Here is a 16,809-nt window from a genome sequence, read left to right on the forward strand (position 1 = left end):
TGTGCGGTTCAGGGAAAAACACTAATCCAGCGCCGTGGGGCCTGTAGCTCAATGGTTAGAGCCGGCGGCTCATAACCGCTTGGTTGGGGGTTCGAGTCCCTCCGGGCCCACCATTGGCTTTTGTGGCCGTTGATTTAATTGGATTTTTTGGCCATTTTTGTCCCACCTCTTTCAACCCCCTCAGAAAGTGGGACAATTTTGTTCTCTTTTCGATCGATAACCAGCAGGTATTTCGCCGCTCTCGCTACCTTCCGGCGACGCGCTTTCTTGATGTAGTGGTCGGGCTGCTGGTACGTAGTCCACCCATATATCGCCTTCAGCTGCTCGTGCGTCGCGCCGTTCTCAGCGGCGATCGTCGCGCCGGCCTTGCGAATTCCATGAGCACTGCAGTGCGGCAGCTCAGCTTGATCACACCACTGGCGCATCTTGTTGCCCAGACCGTTCTCCGAGAACGGGCGACCATACTCATTGACCAGGAAGGTCATCTGGTCGGAGGGCGTGTGCTCAAGTTCCGCCTCTAGTTCGGGCAGAAGCGGGAGCTCCACCAACACCGCATCCTTGTTACGACTGGTCTTCCCAGGCTTAATTCTGATCCACTTCTCCCACTGCTCGGTCTCCTCGTTGTAGACGAGCGTGATGTGCTGTCGACCGAAGATCGCGACGTCGGACAACCGCAGGCCAGTAAACATGAAGATCGAGAGCGCACGTCTGGCTGCGGTACCCAGCGGATGCCGCTTCTCATATTGAACGATCTCCGACACGTCCCATGGGTGCCAGCCGTCGCCGCTCTTTAGCCGTCTGATGCCGCGGGCGGGATTGGAGTCGACGCCCGGAATCTCTGTGTCCTTTGCCCACTCAAACATCGCGCTGATGGCTTTTACGATATTGTTTGCCGCGCCAAGGGCGTCGAGCCTGGTGTCCCTGATCTCCTTAACATGAGACCGTTTCATACCGGCGAATGGCAGAGATCCCTTGGTGGGATACTGAGGATCCGGGTCACCTTCGAGGGGATGAGGTAATTCGCATACGCGCTCCAGAATTGCTCGTCGGCGCGCCATAGTGTCTTGGGTGATTTCCGTGCCGCCCCGACGGTAATACTCCTGGCAAAGCCACAGCAACGTGCCTTTCTTCGCTGGCTCGGAAGGCTTGGGGAGGCGCTGGCAAATCTCGGGAAGAGTGCCGGGCCGAACATAAGTGACCTCGGCGCGCGCGCACCGCAGTTCCTCGAGGAACTCGTCGCTGCCGGTCGGTTCACGGAGCCGGACCTTCTTCCGACCCGGTGCGCGAAAATAGTACCGATCATTGCCGTGGCGATCAGTGTCCTTCACTACGCCCTTAAGATCGACCTTCACGGGCTCATCCGTCATGTTCGTGGTTTTCGATCCCAAGGATTGTCTAGTGGCGGCGAATCTTCGTCAAGCTTTGGTGCTCCTCCGATTTGGCGGTGAGGGAGCTTTCGAAACGCCAATACAAGTTCCTCGACGTCCCAAACAATGCGCCCCTTGCTCGGCATTCGTGGCTGCGGCATCCGGCCGTCCTGGACCATTTCATCAAAGGTCGTTGAGCTTACGCCGATGAACGTCGCAGCCTGCTCGCGATTGATTCCTACCGGCGGGAGCGAGGGCGGCAAGACGCTCGGGGTGCGCAGCATCGGTTTAGTGCGTTGAAAGCGCGTCTTTGGCGCCTGCCTGTCTTTCTATGCACCTGTCCGAATATTGCAGACGCTCAATCATGTCCTGGCCCTGTGCTTGCAGGCTCACCTAGGTCTCCAGACCTAGGATCGCTCAAGACACCGGACTCTTTTCCAGCCTTTGTGTACGATGATGGGTATCTTAATGCGCTCGAGGCCAAGAACTGAATGGGCAGCGACTTGCAAGGGCAAAATGACCGCGGAACCACGTATCTGAGTCAGAGGCGCAATCCAACTGAGGAACGCATGGTTGTGTTTTCAGACGGTTATGACTCTCATGCATGCGTAACAACCAACAAGAATACCAACAAAATATTTCTGTGGATCACTTTCATTCCTCATGGAATGCGCGACTGATTTGGTCCGACAGCGGCTTCACAAAATAAGAAAGCGCCGTACGCTCGCCCGTCTGGATCATCGCTTCGGCCGGCATGCCGGGCACGAGCGTCAGGTCCTTGAGCTTCGTCAGTTCCGCATGCGGAACCGACAGACGCACCAGGTAATACGAAACGCCGTTTTTTTCGTCCGTCGCCAGATCGGCTGCGATCCGGCTGACATATCCGTTCAATACCGGCGTGGTCCTCAGATTGAAGGCTGACATCCGCAGCACGGCCTTGTGACCAAGCTGGATTTGGTCGATGTCCTTCGGGGTGATTCGTGCTTCAAGCGCAAGATCGTCGCCTTCCGGCACGATTAGCATAATCGGATCGGCGGGCGTGATCACTCCTCCGACAGTATGAACTGCGAGTTGTTGAATGGCGCCTGACTGCGGCGCGACAATATCGATCCGTCGCAGTTCCTGTTCAGCCGCCACCTTGCGCTCAACATACTCCCCAACCTGCGCCTGAACCTCTCTGAGCTCTTGGCCGACTTCCGTCTTGAAATCCGGATCGATCTGCAGGATCTGCAGGCGCGTTTCGGCTATGCGGGCTGCCCTCTGTGCCTGTTGTGCAATCTTCTCACCGCGTTCGCCGCCGAAAGTGGCAACCTGCGTCTTCAGACTGTTCAAGCGTTGGTCCGAGACAATGCCTTGGACGCGCAGCCCACTCAGGGCAGCAATTTCCTTTTGGAGGATCTCGGTGCTTTTCTCACAAGCGATTTCCTGCGCCTTGAGCCCCTCGATCTCGTGCTCATATTGAGTGATGCGTTCCGCTAGCTGCGCCTGCCTTCCGTCGCGGGATTGTCTGCGGAATTCGAACAGCCGCGTCTCGCCATGTACTGCCGAAGCTACGTCCGGAACATCTCTGCGGGCGAGCAGCCAGTCCGGGAAGGCGATCTCCGCCAGATCGTCACGCTCAGCTTCGAGTCGTGCCAGGTTGGCGGCCAGCTCATCGAGCCGCTTGGTGACTACAGCGAGAGTGGCGCGCGTCTGGGTGGCGTCGAGCCGCATGAGGATGTCGCCGGCTTTTACTTTATCACCTTCGCTCACCAGGATTTCTCCCACCACCCCGCCGGTCGGGTGCTGCACCTTCTTCACATAGGAATCGACGACAAAGTGTCCGGACGCGACAACCGCGCCGGACAGATTCGTGAAGGCCGCCCAGGCTCCGGCTCCTCCCACAAAGATCACGCTCGCCAGCAGGCCCGCCACCAGATGCCGGCGAATGGACCTGGAAACGTCATTGTTCTGATGAATGCCGGACACCGGGATCCTCCATGTCAGCGCGCTCGTTATCCTGTGTAGACTCGATGGCCTTGACCCCAGCGCCTGATGCCATCGCTGCCCCCTTAAGGACTTTGGAAAGCGCTTCATCACGCGCACCGAATGCTCGCTGCCGTCCACCTTCCATCACCAACACCAAATCCACGGCGCGGATGGCGCTCGGCCGATGGGCAACGACAACCGCAATGCCCTTGCGCTCGCGCACGGAGGCGATCGCCTTAACGACCGCAGCCTCGCCTTCCGCATCGAGATTGGCATTGGGTTCATCGAGCACAACAAGGAAAGGGTCTCGATAAAGGGCACGGGCAAGACCGACACGCTGGCGCTGCCCGGCGGAAAGTGCCGATCCGGCCTCACCAATCGGGGTTTCGTAGCCGTGCTCAAATCGGAGGATCAGTTCGTGCGTGCCCGCTGCCTTCGCCGCGGCGACAATAGCCTCAGGGTCAGGATCGTCTTCAAGACGAGCGATGTTTTCGGCAATGGTGCCGTCGAATAGTTCAACACCTTGCGGCAAATAGCCGATATGACGGCCTAGCGCTTCCCGGTCCCATTGATCGAGGCTTGCGCTGTCGATGCGAACCTTTCCGGCGACCGGCGTCCATGCGCCGACGATGGCGCGCGAGAGTGTCGACTTGCCCGAACCCGATGCACCGATGATCCCGAGTGCGCTTCCCGCCTGAACGGCAAACGCAAGGCCGGTCACGGTCGGCTTCCTTTCGCCGGGCGGAACGATTGTCACGCCTTCGAGGCGGAGTTCGCGTTCAGGTGCAGGCATTGGCATAACAGGAGCGGTTTCAGGAACCTTTCCCAGGAGGTCCTCCAGCCGCGCCCAACCCTGGCGCGCCATGAGGAAGGGTTTCCAGCTTGAAATGGCCAGATCGACCGGAGCCAGCGCACGCCCCATCATGATCGAACTTGCAATCATGACCCCGGCCGTAGCCTCCTGACTGATCACAAGGTACGCGCCGACGGCAAGAATGGCCGATTGCAGCAGCACGCGCAGCGACTTTGAAATGGCACCCAGCCCACCTGCCACGTCCCCGGCTTTCCGGCTGGCGGCCAGATACTTGGCATTGGCCGTGTGCCATCGGGCAGCGATCCGCCTTCCGAGACCGAGAGCTTGCACGACCTCGGCATTGCAACGCGCTGCTTGCAGTAGACCATTTCGTGCCATGTTGTGGGCAATGGTATCGCGTATCGGTTGTTGCGAGAGAGTGTTGGCAAGAAGTGTCAGAGATGTGAGACCGATCGCCCCGATAAGGGCCGTCATGCCGATCCAGAAATGAAAGAGGAAGCAAATGGCAAGATAAAGCAGCATCCATGGCAGATCGAAGAACGCTGTCGGACCGTTTCCACCTAAGAATCCGCGAATATTGTCGAGATCGCGAAGCGGCTGCAAGCCGTCGCCCGGCATGCGCGTTAAAAGCGGAAGGCGAACGATCGCATCGTGAACGCGTCCGGAAAACTGTTCATCGAAACGCTCGCCAATCCGCAGCAGCACGCGGGCGCGCAAAACGTCGAGCAGGCATTGGAACGCATAAAGCCCTGCAGCAAGCACGACGAGCCCCACTAGCGTCGATACGCTGCCACTTGCCAGAACGCGGTCGTAGACCTGAAGCATGAACAGCGGCGAGATCAGCGCAAGCACGTTGACCACGCCGCTGATCAACAGAATTCCCCAAATAGCGGAACTCAGAGGGAAAGGTCTCAAAGCTGAATCCTTCAAGGAATGGTTACTCACGTAGGTCTCCGTGAGGATCTGGCGACCCAGCTCCCTATATTGCTCCCCGAGCGGCAACCGACTGCATCCGCGCGCTGATTCAGGATCAGTGCTCCCGCCGAATGTGTTTGGTTTGGCATCTAATGGAGCGGGTCAACAACAACACCGTCCGGCTGAAGGTTTGGAAGGGCAACGTCATCGTGGCCGGCCGCAAGGGCCCGAACAGGCTTCCGCCTCCACGCCTTCAGGGAGATTTCGGTGTACGACCAGCGCGACGTGCAGGGCTTCGTCAAGCTGTACACGCTGCGACTGCTCCCGGGCGCCCCGGCCCATCGCAAGTAGCGGAAACGGAAAGCGCCCGCCCCCGGGGGGCGGGGCGCTGTTCCGTATGGGTTTTCTGGATCAAACGAAGGTGAAGTCCGACGCGGTCAGGCCTAGGTCGGCCACGGTGACCACACCGCCCAGGTGGACGAATTCATGCGCGTTGTTGTCGGCGGTGACATAGGCCAGAGTTGCGACTCTGTCGGTGTAGCTGCTTTGGTAGACAATGATGTCGCCGGCGTGCTCGCCGGAGATCGCACTCGCGGCTTCAGAAGCAGAGTTGAAAGATTCGCCAGTGATTACCACGACGTGTTCGCCGTTCGCACCTGAGGCCGCACCACTGTAGAAGCTGCTCACCGGGTAGCCGGACTGTATGCTGGCGTTGTTGACGAAGTTCGCGCCAAAACCGTCATTGTAGAGGCCCACCGCATCGAAGGCGAACTTGTCCTCCGCCGGGTTGAAATCGGTGATAGTGGTAATGTCCGACTTCGACCCGACAACCCCAGGCACCGGATTGTGGAACTGGAACACGAACGTGTCACTGTCGGTGCCCCCGGTCAACGTGTCCTGGCCGTCACCCACGTAGAGGACATCCTGGCCGGGACCGCCGCTGAGCCTGTCATTGTCCTCACCGGAGACGCGCGGGTTGAAGCGGCCGTTGTCGCCGGAGAGATCGTCCCAGCCATCTCCGCCGAAGATGCGGTCGTTACCCTTGCCGCCGATGAGTCGGTCACTGTCCGGGCCACCCGAGATCTCGTCGTTGCCGCCACGACCGTCAATCCAGTCACCGCCCTGGAAACCCTCCATCCAATCGTCAAGCTCGGTGCCGATGAGTGTTTCGGCACCCGGGCCACCCTCGATAATCTTTGCCATCGAAAATACTCCTAATGATGCACCCTGCCTGACGCGTTCATATTGCTCATCGGATAATTAGAGAAATCGATTGCTTGGATAGACACACATTTACGAAATGGATGCACTCACGTTCACTTCCTTCTGCTGAGCAGTTGCGGGCTCGCTGGCGGCGGGGACGCTGGTCGCCCAAGCAATCGATCTGAAGATTCGACACTCAAACCACCAGGACAACACTTCGTAACGGGGCCGACCTGGTTCGGCCCCAAACTTCTCTCTGTTTGCTCGACGCCGGCATACCCGCACCGTAAGCGCTGGACGAGGACAAGTTCCGCTGGCCGCGGGTGGAGAACGGCGTGATCCGGCTTGCCGCGCGGAACTGATGGCGCTCGTCGAAGGCATGGACTGGCGCGTTTGAGCCGAACGGAGACGGCGTCCGACGTCGGCCGGATAGGCCGTGGCGAAGTGACTCAGGCGCAAAAGGCGGGCCTCAGGCCGTGCAAAATAAGCTCCTGTCGGCGTCATGACGAGAAGCGCTTCGGCCCGTCCCCACGAAATCGATACGCTCAAGGCGATGTTCGTCGCCATGGCGGCGGAGAAGGCCAAACTGCAACAACTCCGGAGCGAAACACTCAAGGCCGAGATCGTCCGGATGGCGACACTCAACGAGCCTGCCCAGGAGCGGATCGCCGACCTTCATGGGATCGTCAAGCAGCTGGAGCGCGCCGCTTCGGTCGCAGCTCCGAGAAGCTCGAACGTGACCAGCAGGCCTTCGCCTTCGACGAAATCCAGACCGGGCTCGGCGCGATTGAGTCCGAGCTCGAGGCCGCAAGACCGACAGGCGAGCCGCGACGTGCTGCTCGACCGCGCAAGGCGTTCCCGGCGCATCTGGAGCGGGTCGAGATCGTCATCCAGCCCGAGCCATGGGGGAAGAAGCGCTCCCGCAGCCAATCGTCCAGTCCGTCAAACGCGGTCGGCCGCACAGGCTTGCGAAACGGAACAGTCCCGCCCTCGCTTAGATACCGAGGCACCGTGTTGCGCGCGCACCCGAATTCTTTCGCCCGTCGGTTCCCCAGCCAAGCTCATGCAGCGGCAGCATCGCTGCCACCTCTTCAGGCTGAGGATCTGCTCTCCCTGCATCGTTCTCGACAATGCAGGAATCGCCCAATCCCAATCGCCATCCATGCCTCCTCTCATAACCGAGGGGTCGTCGGCCGACAACTGAGACGTCCGGTGCTCTTAGGCGGGGTAATCATACGAGATGCCTCCTGCAACATCATTTCCCGCATCCATAGGCTTGCCGGATCATTATTGTGAAGCGCAGGCCATTGGACGGCCTCCGTGAATGCGGCAGGAAGTGGCGGCGGAAGTTCGACAATCCGCAGGGGTGTTAATTTTGCGAAATGCTGCGCCAGCCGTAAGGGCATTGTCCCGATGCGGTTGGTGCCTGATAGAAGGGGCGGGATCATGCTAAAGCCCTGTACGACGACCTCGATACGTCTCTCGAAACCGTTCTCGAGCAAATACCATTCCTCGATGGAGGGCTGCCGGGTGTCCCCGAATTTAAGCACAACCTGCCCCATCGACAAGTATCGGTCGAATGTAAGTGGCTCTGACAGCTGCTTGTTCGTGCCGCAGCCTACGCATACGAGCATATCTTCGAACAGGGCTGCGCGAGGATGTTTCGACATGAACACTTCCGGCATAATCAGAAAATCAACGTCGCCGCGCCGGAGAAGCTCCTCGGGGTCGTCGGAAATAAGCAGACATTCGAAGCGGACGGCGGGAGCTTCCCGCGCAGCACGCTTTACGATCTTCTTAAAAAATACGAGTGTGAGGTAATCGGAAAGGATGATGCGGAAGCGACGATCCGATCGGGCCGGGTTAAAGGCGTCCCAGGAAATAATCGACAGCTGGATGTGCAGCAATGCCTCCCGGACTGCTGTGGCGAGCCCCTCCGCGCGCGGTGTCAAAATGAGTTCGCGGCCGTTCATCGTAAATAGCTCATCGCTGAAATAGGCGCGTAACCGACCGACGGCGGCGCTCATGGCCGGCTGACTCAGGTTAATACTGCGGGCCGCGGCGGTGACTTTACGCTCCCTGATCAAAGCGTCCAGCACAACGAGGAGATTTAGATCGAGTCCCTTAAAACGCATGTATTGACCTATCCGACGCGCGGATGGGCATCGCCCAAAGAATCAATTTTACGAATGGTGAGTAGCGTCAACGCATCAGCCGACGACGAAATAGAGCAACCGATAGGAAGAACGGCAAAACCGTGTATATGCAAAGCGCGCCGATATGCAGGCCCATGCTGCCGGCCGGACGGCCAAGCATCGCCGGACGAATGAGGTCAATTGCATGTGCGAGCGGCAACAAGGAGGCGACGTCCTGAAAAGCGCCGGGCAACTGGTTGACCGGAAACATCGCGCCGCAAAGGAACAGCATGGGTGTTATAACAAGCGTATTATAAAATATGAAATATTCATAACTGGGCGCAAGCGCCGTGACGACCATCGCTAGACTCGCGAAGGCGAGGCCACTGAGAGCGATGACTGGCAGCAAGCAGAGGATGGATGGCCACGATGTGTAGCCGAGCGTGGTGGCAACAATGGTGATTGCTGTGCCCGCCATCAGGGCCTTGGTGGCTGCCCACGCCAATTCGCCGAGTAAGATATCGCCGAGCGTCAGCTGAGTGCATAGCATTCCTTCCCAGGTGCGCTGGTTGTCCATGCGGCCGAAACTCCCGTAAACCGTTTCAGCAGTCGCCGATGCCATCGCGCTTGTGGCAACCATGCCAGCCGCGAGAAACGCAATGTACGACGTGCCCTCAATAGGACCTATCATTGTTCCGATGCCAAAGCCGAGACCGAACAGATAGATCATCGGATCGGCGAGGTTGCCGAGAACCGATGCAAGCCCGATTTTCTTCCATCCAAGATAGTTGCGGCGCCAAACCGCGACCCAATTCCACGCATTGGCGGGCATGGCCGCCGCATAACGTTCGCCCATTGTTCAGTCCTCCATCTCGCGCCCGGTTAGCCGCAAGAACACATCCTCGAGATTGGGGGGACGCTGCAGAAGGCGCAGACCCGCGCGCCCGCGTAGCTGCACCAGCACCTGCTCCGGATCGGGTGCATAGCAAAAAAGCGTCTCACCGCTCACCTCGATGCGCTGTGCGTACGGCCGGATCAGCGCACCCAGTTCATGCGGATTGCCGCCGTAGACCTCGACCACGTCACAGCCGATCTGCTCGTCAATGAGTGCGGACGGGCGGCCTTCGGCGATCTTGCGCCCCTCCTCCATAACGCACAGCCGATCGCACAGCCGCTCGGCCTCTTCCATGAAATGGGTAGTCAAAAGAATAGTCTTGCCCCGCGCCAGCAGCGATCGCAGCCGTTCCCAGATCAGGTGGCGGGCCTGCGGATCGAGGCCGGTGGTCGGCTCGTCCATCACCAGCAAGTGCGGGTCATTGATCAGCGCACGCGCGAGCGTCAGGCGCCGCTTCATGCCGCCGGACAGTTCGGCGACGCGCGCATCCGCTTTGTTCTCGAGGCGGGCGAACTCAAGCAGCGATGGTATGACCGCTTCGATCTGGCGTCTGCTCATCCGGAAGTAGCGCCCGAACACCAACAGGTTCTCGCGTACAGTGAACGCGGTATCAAGATTGTCGAACTGCGGGACCACGCCGATGCGCATACGTGCCAAACGCGCGCGCGCCGGCACTGGAGCGCCGAGCACAGTAATCTTCCCCGCATCAGGCGATGTCATGCCGAGGACCATACGCGCAATCGTGCTTTTGCCCGCACCGTTCGGTCCCAGGAGCCCGAAGCATTCCCCCGCCGCAACGCGGAACGACAGTCTGTCGACAACGAGCTTGTCATAAGTTTTGCTTACGTCAGTAAGATCGATCGCTACCATGGACATGGGTTCATTTTACCGAGAGGGACGCCAAGACTGGCGGTTGCTTGGTTGCCTGCCGGACCTGAAACTGTGACTCGTCTTCGCCATCCCAGCCGTCGATAACGAACTGATCGACATCACAAGGATTTAGCCCCTGTTCCGCCAAAGCGGCGACAATTGCGTCGAGATTATCGATGGTTTGATAACGCGGATTGTTGTGCCGCTTTTCCTGCTCAACGCAGAAGACGAGCCGTCCATCCTCGACAAGGGCGATCGCCCCATCATGGGTCAGCTTGGTACCACAGATGCGCATAGTGTCTCCACGTTAACGGCGATAGATTCGATTGATCAGGAAGCGGAAAGCGGGTTCCGGAAACGGACGAGCAAGCAGTCTTCGTTGACCGACTCGCCCCGACACTCAAGACGCTCTACCTCGATCAACGTTTCGTTCAGCATGGCGATGACCGGCTCAGCACCAGCGGCGTGACCCCAGCGACGGCAATTAGCATCCCTTGCCGATCCGAAGATCAGATGCCCGCCTGGCGCAAGCACCCGCACCAGGTTTTTGACGGCCGCGCGCATCTCGGCTATGTCTTCGAGGTAGTATAGGACCTCCGCCACAACGATCAGGTCAAACAACTCGTCGGTCGAAAACTGTTGAACATCGGAGACTATCCAGTTGATGCGCGACGGCTCCTTTATCCGTTGACGTGCTCGAGCAATCGCTTGCGCCACGACATCGATGACGGTGAGCCCTTGGCAGTTGGGAGCTAATTTTTCCGTGAATGCGCCGGCAGCGCACCCGACTTCGAGGGCATTTGTAATGGAGCCTTGGGCAAGCGCCAGCTGGAGCATTTGCGTGTGGCGCTCCCGCTCGAACGGATTGCCGTCGAGGCGCCACGGATCGTCTGCGGCCAATTCCCGATCGAGCAACTGATGATTCATGTTCTGGGTCAAACTCGTCCACCTCTCGTCCACCTAGGTAATTAGCGATCACTCGTCGCCGCAGATGTTGCTCGACAGCGCTAATCCCGAAGAATCCGCGCAAGATTGAGCCTGCGAAGCGGAGCCGCATGCGGTGAGAATTCTGCCCTGCTTGATCCAGTGATCGGAGTTTGGGTGGGGGCCTGTTTTCCCCCAGTGTTCGATGTAGGGACAGCAGAGCTTCGCGACAGCCAATCGCTATTGCTCAATGTACACAGCGCGTAGGCCTTCAAGGGAAGTAAGAGAAAGATGTTGATGAACGTGTGCAGGGAAAAGCCCAGAAATCGAAACTGTCGAGCACGAAATGCTACCACGCTGCATCGGAGCATGGTCATGGACACAATCATCAGTCCTGTCCACCAAGGCACAGTGCCTGTCAGTGCGAAATGTGCGAGGCCCGTTAGTACCGATAGGGCGAGGAGTAGCGGCCCGAGATTCTGTCCGACCACGTCCAACGTGAGATAGCTATTGAGGCCGGGCAGCAAGCGCAGCCCAAGCAGCGTGTCCCGGAATGTGCTTCGTGCCCAACGGAGTTGTTGGCGCAGATACGGTCCGAGTCTGTTCGGAACGACTGTGGCCGCGATGGCGCCCGGAACGTACTCGGTTCGAAAGCCTGCTTTCAGCATGAGGATAGTGAGATGGCGATCCTCCCCGAAGTCGCTTGGCTTGCCCCGAAAAAATTGCGACTCGTACTGGTCCAGTAACAAAAGGAGCGCAGACCGGCGGTACATGGCACATGGGCCGCAACAGCACATAACGGCACCGAAGCGAGCCTGTGCCGCGCGCTCCTCGTTGCAAGCCAGCCAGTACTCCATGTCTATCAGCCTTGTCAGCCAGCTCTCGCTCCGGTTACTGGCAATCAACTGACCCATGACTGCGCCGACCGCTGGATCTCGCATCTTCGGTACAAGCTTGGTGATGACGTCGGACGCGAGTATCGTGTCTGAATCAACGTTAAGCACCAAATCCCCGGATGAGCGGCGTATCGCGGCGATCTGCGCCTTGCGCTTTCCAACATTCTCGGGAAGCAAAATGATGTCGAACCTAGGGTCGCGCGCGTAGGTTTCGTGGACAGTTCCTACGGCTTCGCGATTTCCAGAACCGTCATCAACCACATAGACCCGAAGTCTTCCGGCGTATTCTTGGTCTGCAATGGACGCCAGGCACTCTGAAAGCGTGCGCGGATCCTCGTTGAAGCAGGGGACGATGACATCCACGCTGGGCAGTTGATCGGAGCCGACGAGATCCTCCAACGCCGATGAGTCGTTTGTCGGCAGAGCATAAATCCCCTGCATGCTCTTATAAGCAGTCGAGAGCAGTGCATAAAGCGAAATGGCCACAGTGCTGGTTGTACCAAGAAGAGTCATGGGATCTCGTTTGTTCAGTGATGTTGAGGAAGTGAGCGGATTACAAATCCGCGCTCATGAAGTGCTGGAATCAGCCGGGACAGCGCCGTGACCGTCTGGTCGCGCAGACCGGCGTGAGCGCCCTGGCTCAACTCGCCGGGAGGGCATCCGTCGTGCAAGAGTACGATTGCGCCCGGCCGGACAGAGGCGAGCACGGTATCGATAATCGCGTCGACCCCAGGGCGAGACCAATCTCGAGGGTCGACGGACCAATGGAGGGCCGTCAGCCCGGCGATCTGTGACGCTGTGAAGACTTCTTCGCTCCAGGCCCCGTAGGGCGCGCGAATATAGCGCACCGAGGCCTGAGGGCACGCCCTCATGATGGCGCCGTTCGCTTCAAAGATCTCACGTTGCACTTCGCCGAAGCCGCATTTGTACAGATCCGGATGAGTCATCGTGTGGTTGCCTAGCTCGTGCCCTTCTGCAAACATTCGTTGGATTAGATCCGGGTGCTCTAAGGCGTAGGCGCCGATGACGAAGAAAGTCGCCGGCACCCGCTGCTCTGCCAACACATCCAGAATCTCCGGTGTGAAAAGTGGATTGGGACCGTCGTCAAACGTCAGATAAACGCTGCGACGGCCGGTGCCGTCAGAGCACTCACGGCGCACTTCGTACAAGCAATCGGGACGGCTCATAGCTCTGGTCCGTTCCGATCGATCATCGTGCCCGTGGGCCATTCGCTGATCGGCCGTCCAACTGCCAGAACAATGGTGAGTGCGTCATCGATGCGTGTGGGCGGCAGGTCGAGGCGCGCCTCTGGTCGGGTGGAGCGCACGCGAATTCCCGACAAAACGGCCAAAGGGCTGTATCGCCGCCCGAACCTCTCAACATGATTCCGCAGCGCGTCCCGGACGGTTCCGAAAGCGAATGGAACGCCAAGCTCCTGCAGTATTGGAAGCATGACATGGATTGAATGGGCGATTCCGAGACCCTCAAGATCCGGACGTACCCCGTACAGGCCCAGCTCAGCCACCAACAGATCGACCGCGTCAACCTTGATGAAACGGCGCAGTATGCCCATGTGAGCCGCTACACCGCTCGAATCATAGGCGATTGCGCGGAGTTCAGGCCTGGCTCCGGCCCAGCTTCGACTACCTTCGAACGGTTCTGCGTTGGACGCCCCAGTCGGCCCGTAGGTATTACGAAAGAACTGGGCGAGCTCGACGTGGTCCGAGAGCTGCAACTCGTTTTCCCAGCACAATTTCCACTGCACCTGAGGGCGCATTCAGGACCTCTCTTCAAAATAGTTTCTTGCGGGCCGCATTACCCGGCCAAAGCGGCGGCGTTGTTGGCTGCACTCAACCGTTGTCGTTAGCGACGGTGAGCCAGCCGGTGGGGGCTCGCCAATGAGCTCTCTCGATGTTCCCGCCCGTGTGGCGGCGCCGTCGATTTGAGCTTGACGTCGGTCATTTACGTTCCTCTAATGCATGGTTCGTAAATTCGTAAAATTGATTGTTTAGATGATGCCCATCCACACGCTGGATAGATCAGGATATGCGGTTTAAGGGGCTGGATCTGAATCTCCTCGTTGTGCTGGACGCTCTGATCAGGGAGCGTAAAGTCACTGCCGCGGCCAACAGTATTAACCTGAGCCAGCCGGCCATGAGCGCCGCCGTCGCTCGGTTACGCGCCTACTTCAGCAATGAGCTATTTACGATGAACGGCCGCGAGCTCATTTTGACACCGCGCGCGGAGGGGCTTGCCCCAGCAGTCCGGGACGCATTGCTGCACATCCAGCTATCGATTATTTCCTCCGACGCCTTTAACCCAGCCCAATCGGATCGTCTCTTCCGAATCATGCTTTCCGATTACCTCACGCTCGTGCTTTTTAAGAGGATCGTAGAGCGTACTGCGCGGGAAGCTCCCGCCGTCCGCTTCGAATGTCTGCCTATTTGCGACGACCCCGAGGAGCTTCTCCGGCGCGGCGACGTTGATTTTCTGATTATGCCGGAAGTGTTCATGTCGAAACATCCTCGCGCAGCCCTGTTCGAAGATATGCTCGTATGCGTAGGCTGCGGCACGAACAAGCAGCTGTCAGAGCCACTTACATTCGAGCGATACTTGTCGATGGGGCATGTCGTGCTCAAATTCAGGCACACCCGGCAGCCCACCATGGAGGAGTGGTATTTGCTCGAGCACGGTTTCGAGAGACGTATCGAGGTCGTCGTACAGGGCTTTAGCCTGATCGCGCCCGTCATATCAGGCACCAACCGCATCGGGACCATGCCCTTACGGCTGGCGCAGCATTTCGCAAAAACAACGCCCCTGCGGATTGTCGGACTTCCGCCGCCACTTCCTCATCCCGCATTCACGGAGGCCGTCCAATGGCCTGCGCTTCACAACACTGATCCGGCAAGCCTGTGGATGCGGGAAATGATGTTGCAGGAGGCATCTCGCCTGGCGCCTTTGCCTGAAAGCTATTGAGCGTCTCGGGCACGACCATCCGACCTGGCAGTTAAACACCGCCCGCAAGAATATGTCATTAATCAGCATGTTAGGCGCGCTCCGGCGCGTGTTACCACTACGTTTTGGGGGTGATCTCAGGCGAGTTGTTCGTCCAGGTTGTGTGGCAGAGCGATGCCAGCTGCCTTCAAAACGTTGCCCACTTTGGCCGTGACGTGGTGGTGACGACGCGAGCATCCTTTTCGATGGTGGCTTCCTGGAGGCGGTCGCGATCGCGTAGGAGCGGTTGCCATTCGGGCGTCAGGCCTTTGGCCCGGCAGAGCGGCGCAGTTCCTTGCTGAGTACGAGGGCCAGGAACGAGCAGAACACATGTCCGGGTTGGTACTGAATTGACTGCCGCCTCCGATTTCGCGTGCGAAGTCCCAGAAGGTGTTTAGCCCCACTCAAATGCCAACTTTGCCGGCCATGCCGCGGCTTTTCACGCGGCCAGGCGAGGAGATGGCGGTCGACGAGGTCGATACCAATGGACTGTGCCGGCCTCGCTCGGCTACTGGCGTGAGGCATCCTTGACGACACCGCCCTGCACCGACAACGTCGAGATGTTGGCAATGAAGGCGGTCGAGGTCGACGCTGCGGATGTAGGCAATTTACCTCGCGCTTCGGGCTGAACGCGCGGCCGATCCGTTCACCCAATCGGCGCTTCATCCTGGGCCGCGGCTGAGGCCTGTGGGGTGCGGCTACCCCGCGTGGATGGGATAATCAATCAACTTTCTCTCATTCATGAAAGGAAACTCCCCGCTTACGATAGAAGCCATCAGTTTCATATATTTTCCGGCAGATGGATGTCGAACGGCAGAAATGTCTGTCCTGGTGTTTCAGCAGTGCCGGTCTCGATAGCCCGCGTCATCAGCGTTATCAGCTCCTGGGAAAGCCGGCGCATTGGCGTGGCGACCGCCATCGTGATGATGTTATCAGCGAGTGCCGCCCGAGATTCCGGCGTGATTTCATTCACGATCGCGACGAGATCGCGACTTTTACCCTCTTCTCGGACCGCGGAGATGGCGCCCTCCATGCCGCCGCCGGCGACATAGAAGCCGACGAGCTCGGGTTCCCGCTGCATGAGATCAAGCGTTGCCTCGTAGGTGACCTGCCGTTTCTCCAGGTTCACAAGCGGATCGAGCACCTCGAACGTCGGCGCGTTCTCACGGCAATAGGAGCGAAAGCCGACGTCACGGAGCTCGTGCCCCTGGAAACGATGGCTACCGACAAACACCGCCACCTTGCCGGGCCGTTTTGCGACCTTGGACACCATCCAAGCGGCCGTGCGCCCCACCTTGCGGTTGTTGAGGCCGATATAGCCCTGTCGCACGCCGGCGGCGAAGTCGGAAAGCAGCGAGAAAACCGGAATGCCTTTGGCCTTGAGGTCCTCAACCGCTGCTGTAATTTTTGGGTGGTCCGGTGCCACCATCGCGATCGCATGGCAGCGTGCGCCCAAATCCTTGAGCGGTGCGATTAGGTCGTTCGGCATATGTGACGGGGCGAATTGGATGAGCGGAATGCCGTGGAAGGACTGGGCCAAATTGACCGACGCTTCGACCTCGCGCGCAAAGTCTTGGTAGAAATGCTGGGCCGGTTTTCTCAAGATGAAGCCCAGACGGTAGCACGGTAGGTCTCGCCGCAAGCGCTGCTTGATGAGCCCGGCAGCATGATAGCCGATCGCGTGGGCGGCGTCGTGGACCCGCCGCGCGGTCTCCTCGCGCACCGGATGGCGGGCGTTCAGAACCCGATCGACCGTTGCTACGCTGACTCGGGCTTCGCGGGCGAGATCGGTAATTGTGGGGCGCTTGGTCATGGGTCCTATTCTGAT

The 16,809-nt window shown here is 59.0% G+C and carries 13 protein-coding genes, 1 tRNA gene and 4 pseudogenes; 3 read left to right on the plus strand and 15 right to left on the minus strand.

Features of this window, described 5'->3' with window-relative positions; genetic code table 11:
• The first annotated feature begins 37 nt into the window (after nt 1-37).
• Nucleotides 38-113 (plus strand) — tRNA-Ile (locus NKH16_RS18880).
• A 21-nt stretch (nt 114-134) separates the two neighbouring features.
• On the opposite strand, the gene NKH16_RS18885 is transcribed toward NKH16_RS18880, so the two are convergent.
• The 4 genes from NKH16_RS18885 to NKH16_RS18900 form a co-directional block, all read right to left on the minus strand.
• On the minus strand, nt 135-1,352 hold the full coding sequence (locus tag NKH16_RS18885; RefSeq protein WP_352901021.1) for a tyrosine-type recombinase/integrase: 1,218 nt from the start codon (nt 1,350-1,352) through the stop codon (nt 135-137).
• Between the two features lie 669 nt (nt 1,353-2,021).
• Complete coding sequence (locus tag NKH16_RS18890; protein WP_352811371.1) at nt 2,022-3,335, minus strand: HlyD family type I secretion periplasmic adaptor subunit; 1,314 nt, start codon at nt 3,333-3,335, stop codon at nt 2,022-2,024.
• Nucleotides 3,310-5,079, minus strand: coding sequence for a type I secretion system permease/ATPase (locus NKH16_RS18895; RefSeq protein WP_352901097.1), 1,770 nt, complete (start codon nt 5,077-5,079; stop codon nt 3,310-3,312). The genes NKH16_RS18890 and NKH16_RS18895 overlap by 26 nt, the downstream gene beginning before the upstream one ends.
• A 396-nt stretch (nt 5,080-5,475) precedes the next feature.
• Entirely contained in the window at nt 5,476-6,267 is a 792-nt protein-coding gene (locus NKH16_RS18900) for a calcium-binding protein (protein WP_352483785.1), read from the minus strand.
• 444 nt (nt 6,268-6,711) lie between these two features.
• Here NKH16_RS18900 and NKH16_RS18905 point away from each other — a divergent pair.
• Nucleotides 6,712-7,092, plus strand: a pseudogene (locus tag NKH16_RS18905) (hypothetical protein); the annotation flags it as partial.
• 77 nt (nt 7,093-7,169) lie between these two features.
• On the opposite strand, the pseudogene NKH16_RS18910 reads toward NKH16_RS18905, so the two are convergent.
• The 9 genes and pseudogenes from NKH16_RS18910 to NKH16_RS18950 form a co-directional block, all read right to left on the minus strand.
• Nucleotides 7,170-7,431 (minus strand): annotated as a pseudogene (locus tag NKH16_RS18910) (hypothetical protein); the annotation flags it as partial.
• An 8-nt stretch (nt 7,432-7,439) separates the two neighbouring features.
• Nucleotides 7,440-8,402: a LysR family transcriptional regulator gene (locus NKH16_RS18915; protein WP_352516375.1), complete on the minus strand. Its 963-nt coding sequence runs from the start codon at nt 8,400-8,402 to the stop codon at nt 7,440-7,442.
• Between the two features lie 67 nt (nt 8,403-8,469).
• Nucleotides 8,470-9,258, minus strand: a complete 789-nt coding sequence (locus NKH16_RS18920) for an ABC transporter permease (protein ID WP_352457038.1) — start codon at nt 9,256-9,258, stop codon at nt 8,470-8,472.
• A gap of 3 nt (nt 9,259-9,261) precedes the next feature.
• Nucleotides 9,262-10,173, minus strand: a complete 912-nt coding sequence (nodI, locus tag NKH16_RS18925) for a nodulation factor ABC transporter ATP-binding protein NodI (RefSeq protein ID WP_023719311.1) — start codon at nt 10,171-10,173, stop codon at nt 9,262-9,264.
• Between the two features lie 43 nt (nt 10,174-10,216).
• Nucleotides 10,217-10,462, minus strand: a pseudogene (locus NKH16_RS18930) (carbamoyltransferase N-terminal domain-containing protein); the annotation flags it as partial.
• Between the two features lie 35 nt (nt 10,463-10,497).
• On the minus strand, nt 10,498-11,094 hold the full coding sequence (gene nodS, locus NKH16_RS18935) for a nodulation methyltransferase NodS (protein WP_031194123.1): 597 nt from the start codon (nt 11,092-11,094) through the stop codon (nt 10,498-10,500).
• A gap of 80 nt (nt 11,095-11,174) precedes the next feature.
• Nucleotides 11,175-12,500, minus strand: coding sequence for a chitooligosaccharide synthase NodC (nodC, locus tag NKH16_RS18940; protein WP_352777054.1), 1,326 nt, complete (start codon nt 12,498-12,500; stop codon nt 11,175-11,177).
• A gap of 14 nt (nt 12,501-12,514) precedes the next feature.
• Complete coding sequence (nodB, locus tag NKH16_RS18945) at nt 12,515-13,174, minus strand: chitooligosaccharide deacetylase NodB (RefSeq protein WP_352457035.1); 660 nt, start codon at nt 13,172-13,174, stop codon at nt 12,515-12,517.
• Nucleotides 13,171-13,764, minus strand: a complete 594-nt coding sequence (locus NKH16_RS18950; protein WP_352472404.1) for a NodA family N-acyltransferase — start codon at nt 13,762-13,764, stop codon at nt 13,171-13,173. Before NKH16_RS18950 ends, nodB begins: the two co-directional genes overlap by 4 nt.
• A gap of 269 nt (nt 13,765-14,033) precedes the next feature.
• On the opposite strand from NKH16_RS18950, the gene NKH16_RS18955 reads away from it, so the two are divergent.
• On the plus strand, nt 14,034-14,963 hold the full coding sequence (locus NKH16_RS18955) for a LysR family transcriptional regulator (RefSeq protein ID WP_352901025.1): 930 nt from the start codon (nt 14,034-14,036) through the stop codon (nt 14,961-14,963).
• A 116-nt stretch (nt 14,964-15,079) separates the two neighbouring features.
• On the opposite strand, the pseudogene NKH16_RS35030 reads toward NKH16_RS18955, so the two are convergent.
• Nucleotides 15,080-15,317, minus strand: a pseudogene (locus tag NKH16_RS35030) (IS1634 family transposase); the annotation flags it as partial.
• Between the two features lie 445 nt (nt 15,318-15,762).
• On the minus strand, nt 15,763-16,794 hold the full coding sequence (locus NKH16_RS18960) for a LacI family DNA-binding transcriptional regulator (protein WP_352542066.1): 1,032 nt from the start codon (nt 16,792-16,794) through the stop codon (nt 15,763-15,765).
• Between the last annotated feature and the right edge of the window lie 15 nt (nt 16,795-16,809).

This window comes from Mesorhizobium sp. M1307 (genome assembly GCF_040318155.1).
Lineage (GTDB): Bacteria > Pseudomonadota > Alphaproteobacteria > Rhizobiales > Rhizobiaceae > Mesorhizobium.

Excerpts from the sequence above, each read along its gene's own strand:
- NKH16_RS18900 (WP_352483785.1), bottom strand. The coding sequence starts at position 6,267 with ATGGCAAAGATTATCGAGGGTGGCCCGGGTGCCGAAACACTCATCGGC.
- NKH16_RS18915 (WP_352516375.1), bottom strand. The coding sequence starts at position 8,402 with ATGCGTTTTAAGGGACTCGATCTAAATCTCCTCGTTGTGCTGGACGCT.
- NKH16_RS18920 (WP_352457038.1), bottom strand. The coding sequence starts at position 9,258 with ATGGGCGAACGTTATGCGGCGGCCATGCCCGCCAATGCGTGGAATTGG.
- nodI (WP_023719311.1), bottom strand. The coding sequence starts at position 10,173 with ATGTCCATGGTAGCGATCGATCTTACTGACGTAAGCAAAACTTATGAC.
- nodS (WP_031194123.1), bottom strand. The coding sequence starts at position 11,094 with ATGAATCATCAGTTGCTCGATCGGGAATTGGCCGCAGACGATCCGTGG.
- nodC (WP_352777054.1), bottom strand. The coding sequence starts at position 12,500 with ATGACTCTTCTTGGTACAACCAGCACTGTGGCCATTTCGCTTTATGCA.
- nodB (WP_352457035.1), bottom strand. The coding sequence starts at position 13,174 with ATGAGCCGTCCCGATTGCTTGTACGAAGTGCGCCGTGAGTGCTCTGAC.
- NKH16_RS18950 (WP_352472404.1), bottom strand. The coding sequence starts at position 13,764 with ATGCGCCCTCAGGTGCAGTGGAAATTGTGCTGGGAAAACGAGTTGCAG.
- NKH16_RS18955 (WP_352901025.1), top strand. The coding sequence starts at position 14,034 with ATGCGGTTTAAGGGGCTGGATCTGAATCTCCTCGTTGTGCTGGACGCT.
- NKH16_RS18960 (WP_352542066.1), bottom strand. The coding sequence starts at position 16,794 with ATGACCAAGCGCCCCACAATTACCGATCTCGCCCGCGAAGCCCGAGTC.